The 5,402-nt window shown below is 74.3% G+C and carries 5 protein-coding genes; 2 read left to right on the forward strand and 3 right to left on the reverse strand.

From position 1 onward, the window contains the following. Nucleotides 1–2,098: ALF repeat-containing protein (locus tag GTW40_RS23255; protein WP_202486307.1), on the forward strand; the 2,098-nt coding region annotated here is incomplete at its 5' end. Nucleotides 2,099–2,124: 26 nt separating this feature from the next. Further along, complete coding sequence (locus tag GTW40_RS23260; protein WP_161182133.1) at nucleotides 2,125–2,418, forward strand: ferrous iron transport protein A; 294 nt, start codon at nucleotides 2,125–2,127, stop codon at nucleotides 2,416–2,418. Nucleotides 2,419–2,520: 102 nt separating this feature from the next. Here GTW40_RS23260 and GTW40_RS23265 read toward each other — a convergent pair whose 3' ends face one another. The 3 genes from GTW40_RS23265 to GTW40_RS23275 are packed head-to-tail and all read right to left on the reverse strand — an operon-like array spanning nucleotide 2,521 to nucleotide 5,251. Further along, nucleotides 2,521–3,132: a hypothetical protein gene (locus tag GTW40_RS23265; protein WP_161182134.1), complete on the reverse strand. Its 612-nt coding sequence runs from the start codon at nucleotides 3,130–3,132 to the stop codon at nucleotides 2,521–2,523. Continuing rightward, a complete protein-coding gene (locus GTW40_RS23270) occupies nucleotides 3,129–4,451 on the reverse strand; it encodes a hypothetical protein (protein ID WP_161182135.1) in 1,323 nt (440 codons plus the stop codon). Before GTW40_RS23270 ends, GTW40_RS23265 begins: the two co-directional genes overlap by 4 nt. Next, nucleotides 4,448–5,251: an ABC transporter ATP-binding protein gene (locus tag GTW40_RS23275; RefSeq protein WP_202486308.1), complete on the reverse strand. Its 804-nt coding sequence runs from the start codon at nucleotides 5,249–5,251 to the stop codon at nucleotides 4,448–4,450. The genes GTW40_RS23270 and GTW40_RS23275 overlap by 4 nt, the downstream gene beginning before the upstream one ends. Nucleotides 5,252–5,402 lie beyond the last annotated feature (151 nt).

Raw genomic sequence — 5,402 nt, forward strand, 5'->3', positions numbered from 1 at the left:
CGCCGCGCAGGCGGCCGAGTCCCTCGCCAACCGTGCCGCGAGCGCGGCCCGCGAGTCCCGTGACGCCGCCAACGCGGCGGCCACGCACGCGGAGAACGCGGCGAAGGCGGCCAGGGAAGCGGCCGACCACGCGGGCGACGCGGCGACCGCCGCGCAGAAGGCGACCGCCCACGCCGCCGCCGCGAAGGAGGCCGCCGACACCGCCACCGCCGCCGTCACCGAGGCCCAGAACACCTACGACCTGGCCCGCGAGGTCGAGGCGGAGGAGCTGGCGGCCCGCACGAACGACGGCATCGACAAGGCCCGCGACCTCAAGGAGCAGGAGGAGCGCGTCCACGCCGAGGCGGCCGAGGTCGTCAAGCGCGGCACCGATCTGCGCGCGAAGGCCCAGGACCTGGCCGCGCGAGCGTCCGCCCCGGACGCGGACACCGAGCAACTGGTGCGCGACGGGCGGACGATGGCCGTGGAGGCCATGAAGATCCGCGGCTCGTGGAGCCGCGCGGCCGCCGCGACGGCGCTCTCGGGCGGCCCCGAGGACGTCCTCGCCTATCTGCGCACCGGCTGGACGCAGGCCGAACGCCTCGACACACGGGCGGAGGTCGAGGAGCTGTGGATCAACTCCCCGTCCTCGAAGCTGCGGACGGCCGCCGGGCAGGCGCTGTCGAGCGACACGGCCACGGACGCCTTTCTCAGCGAGGGCCAGTTCGAGGCCGTCGAGGGTGAACTGCGCGTGTATGTGGCGCAGTTGATCGACGCCGGTGGTCCGGTCGTCAAGGAGCGGGGCCGTGCGGCGCTGACCGCCGGGACGGTGGACGCGCTGCGGGACTTCGTCGTCTCGGGCCGCGACGAGGCCCGGAGCGAGGACGAGCGCGTGCACGCCGCCCAGCTCGTGGACAGCGGCGGACCCGAGGTGAAGGCCGCCGCGCGGATCGCGCTGGAGGGTCCCGCCTCGCTGCTGCACGCCTTCACGCAGACCGGTGAGCCGATGGCCCGCCAGAAGGACCAGCTCGCCGCCACGCACGTCTCGCAGGTGCAGGGCGTCATCGCGGGGGCCGCGCAGATCGCGGCGACGGCGCAGCAGAACGCCTCGCTCGCGGCGAAGGCCGCCGCCGAGGCGCGCAACTCGGCGGCCGAAGCCCAGAAGGCGGCGGACGACGCCAACGCGTCGGCGGAGCTGGCCAACGGCTACGCGGAGGACGCGAAGCGCTCGGCCGATGCCGCCGCCACCTCCGCCGCCCAGGCCCGCGACTCCGCGAACACCGCGCGCAAGGCGCAGGCGGACGCCGAGAACGCGGTCGTACGGGCGGTGAACTCCGCGGCCCACGCGCAGCGTTCGGCGAACGCGGCGAGCACGTCGGCGAGCGAGGCGAGCGCCTCGGCCGAGGCGGCCCGGGCCTCCGCCGTCGCGGCGGGCAAGGACTCGGCCGCCGCCACGAAGGCGTTCGTGGACGCCTTCGCGACCGCGGTCCAGAAGAAGAAGGACGAGACCGCCCGCTGGGAGCAGATCAAGAAGCAGTACCTGGCGGACCATCCGATCGAGGAGCCGGACGACGGCAACGACTGGATCCCGGACTGGCTGGAGGACACCGGGAGCAAGGTCCTCGACTACGGCGAGGCGATCTTCACCAGCCCGGACCTGTGGATCGGCGCGGCGGAGACCGGCGGCTCGATCTTCCTCATGGGCTTCGGCGCCAGTGAGGATCTGGCGGGCGGCGCGGTCTGCCTGACCGGCATCGGCTGCCTCGCGGGCGCGCCCGCGATCGCGATGGGCACCGGGCTCGTCGTCACGGGCGCCTACGGGGCGGCCGACGGCGTCTCCCGGATGAGCGACGGGCTGAGCACGGCGCTGCGCAACGCGGGCAACTCCACGGGCCGCACCTCGGCCGGTGGGTCCAACGAGCAGCGCGCGATGGATCTCGTGAAGGAGTACCCGGAGTACGGCAACGAGCTGCCCACCGTCATGAAGGACCCGCGCTGGCCCGCCTCGGACGGCTGGGTCAAGATGGAGCAGACCGTGGACGACGTCGAGATCCACTACGTGTGGAACAAGCAGACGCGCCAGGCGGAGGACTTCAAGTACAAGGACCGCTCGCAGTGAGCGGGGGACATGCGAGGCAGTCACCCATGACGGACAACAGCGGGCCCGTCCCGGCGGACTGGCCGGAGGGCGCCTGGCCGCCCGGCACCCGGGTGCGAGTGATCAAGGACCCCGACTGGGACGGCCCGTATCCGGTGGAGTTCTACGGCACGATCGTCGGGACGCAGGTTCCCTTCCCGGTGCGGGGCGGCCGCGGTCGCGAGGGTGAACTCGTCTACGAGGTGCGGTTCGACGAGCCGCAGCACGACAGCGACGGTCTCGGCCCCTACCGGGGCGGCGAGGTCTGGGGCCGCTATCTGGTGGCCGAGAACACCGCCTGATCCGGCTGCCTGCTGGGCCCACACCATGGCCCCCGTTCCGTACCTCGTGTACGGGACGGGGGCCATGTGCGTACCGCGTGCGGGCGGTGCCGGGCGGCTCGGCTACGGCGTGCGGGGGTTCTCCGGGCGGTGGCCGTACGCCGCGTACAGGGCTGTGCCCGCCGCGAAGACCGTCAGCGCGGCTGCCCAGGCGGCCGGTTCGGAGCCGGGCTGGACCGGCCAGGCCCAGAGGGTGACCCCGTGGCCGTGGGCCCCGGAGGCGGCGAGGTAGACGGCGGAGACGTAGGCGAAGGTGGGGAGCCAGCTCAGCCGGGGGCCGAGGAACGCCGCCGAGAGGGCGGTGAGACCCGTGCAGCCCAGGGTGTTGCGGATCATGGCGGGCGGGCCGAAGGTCTCGGGGTGGCCCAGGACCGCCAGGGTGAGCAGGAGCGCCGCCAGGGCGGTCAGCGCGGCCAGCCAGGTCAGCCGGAGGGGCCACCAGGGGCGTACGGCCGTGCGGTCCAGTTCGTCCGACGGGGTGTGCAGGCTCGCGCCGATCACGGCGGAGGCCAGCAGCGGGGCCACGGCGATCACCGGTACCCGGCGGTCCGGGTCCACATAGGCGTTCAGGAGGGCGGCCGCCCCGACCGCGAAGCCTGTCGTCGCCGCGAGGGCCGCCAGGGTCGGGGGGAGGGCGCGGGAGCGGGCGGAGAGGAGGAGGCCGTGGGTTCTCACAGGGACGGCACCCCCTTCAGCGCGCAGTCGCCCCGGGCCGCGAAGTACGCCGAGAGCCAGGCGCGTCGGTGCTCCTCGTCCATGCCGGCCAGCTTGGCGCGGGCGGCCAGGCGGGCGCGGAGATCGGCGCGGGCGGCGGCGTCGCCCTTGGCGTCCAGCCGGTCGAAGTAATCCTGCGACAGGTTGGGCGCCAGGTACGCCGTCACGGCGTCGTCCGCGGCGGACACCCGCGTCGGCACCTCCTCGCAGTCGCCGCGCCCTTCGAGCATCTGGACCGCCTCCCACGCGTACCGCTTCGGTTCGGTCAGCCGCCCCCGTACGACCGACCAGCCGAACGGCGTGATCATCGGCAACTGCGCCTCGTCGGCGTGCGATTCCCCGTCGCGGTCCTCCCAGCGCACCGGAAGGTTCCGTACGCCCCGCAGCTTCCCGGTGACCCCGGACAGCGCGTCGCCCACCTGGGGGAGCAGCCCCGCGTACCGGGCGTTCACACAGACCGCCGGGGTCGTCGAGGTGTCGCACGCCTGGCGGTTGGCATAGGGGCCGGGCCGCCACAGCCCGCTCCCGGTGTGCGCGAGCAGCGCGCCGCAGGCCACGGCGGCGGCCAGCGGCAGCAGAGCCGTCGCGCGGCGCCGTGCCGCGTACGCCAGCGTGATCGCGAGGACCAGGCCCAGCGTCCACCCCGCCATCGCGAGCGGCTGCCACCACACCGGCCGCAGGCCGTCCACGGCGAGCGCGGCCGGGTCGAACGGGCGGCCGGTGTCGTCGTGCACCGCCGCCCCGAGCACGGCGTACACGGCCATGCCCAGCAGCGGGGCCGCGAACAGGGTGGGGACGGTCCGGCCCGCCACGTGTCCCAGCAGCACCGCCGCCATGAGCGCGACGGTGTCCCCGGGCACCTGGGCGAGATAGGGGTGGTCGCCCAGGGAGTACGGCCAGGTGGCGAGTGACGCGGCGACGACGGCGAGCAGGTAGGCGACGGCCACCCAGAGAGCGACGGGCAGCGCGGAGGCCAGCAGTCTGGTGAGCGGTGTGCGGACGGACGTGTTCCACAACTCCTCTATGCGGCGCCGCCGTTCGCGTCCGCCCTGCCAGCAGCCGGCCGCGGCGGCCAGCGGCAGGGCGATCAGCAGGGAATTGTGCATCAGGTTGGCGGTCTCCTCCCAGCCGCCTTGCCAGGTCTCGGGGGAGGCGGTCAGCAGGACGCCGAACATCAGCAGGACGCAGGCCCCGGTGAGCGGGCCGAGGCCGCGGACGGCTTCGGCGCGCAGCGGGTGGCGCTTCGGACGGCGCTTCGGGGGTGCCACGGCGACGGTCATCGCACCGACTCCCTCGCCGCCGGGGCGCCGTGCGCGCGGTGGGTACGGAGCGCGGCCGTGTAACCCCGCTCGATCGGGTGGTCCCCGGGTTCGTCCGAGGTCTCGCCGAGCCGGGTCAGGGTCTCGGGCGTGCCCCGGTAGGCGACCCGGCCCCGGTCGAGGAGAGTGACCTCGGTGCAGGCGGCGGCCACGTCCTCCACCAGGTGCGTGGAGACGACCACCGTGGCGGAGGTGCCGAGCGTGCGCAGCAACTCGCGGAACTCCACCCGCTGTTCGGGGTCGAGTCCGGCGGTCGGTTCGTCCAGGAGCAGCACGCCGGGGTCGTTGACGAGGGCCTGGGCTATGCCGACCCGGCGGACCATCCCGCCGGACAGCGTCTTGATCTTCGCGTCGATCCGGTCCGCGAGACCGACCCGGTCCACCGCCCGTTCCACCGCCTCGGGGACGTGGTCGGTGGGCATCTCCTTCAGCCAGGCCATGTACGCCACGAACTCGCGCACGGTGAAGCCCGGGTAATAGCCGAACTCCTGCGGGAGATAACCGAGTCGGCGCCGGATCGCGGTCCGGCCGCGCGGGTCGGCGCTGTCCTCGCCGAGCATCTCCACGCGGCCGCCGGAGGGCTGCGCCACGGTGGCGAGGACCCGGATCAGCGAGGTCTTCCCGGCGCCGTTCGGGCCGAGCAGACCGTGCACACCGGTGCCCAGCTCCAGGTCGACGGAGTCGAGGGCGACGGCCTTGCGGTGCTCCACGCGCAGCGCGGCCGCGCGGATGGTGGGTGGGGTTTCCGAAGGGGTAGACAAGAGGGCTCCAGATTCCGGGAGTTCGGTGAGCGGTGACGCGTTCGGTGGTGGGTGATGCGTTCAGCGGCGGGGCAGGCGGTCGTACGCCGGGCGGCGGGCCGCGAGGAGGGCGGCGCCGAGCACGGTCGCCGCCGCCCACGCGCCCTGGGTC

The organism is Streptomyces sp. SID4985 (assembly GCF_009863025.1).
Lineage (GTDB): Bacteria > Actinomycetota > Actinomycetes > Streptomycetales > Streptomycetaceae > Streptomyces.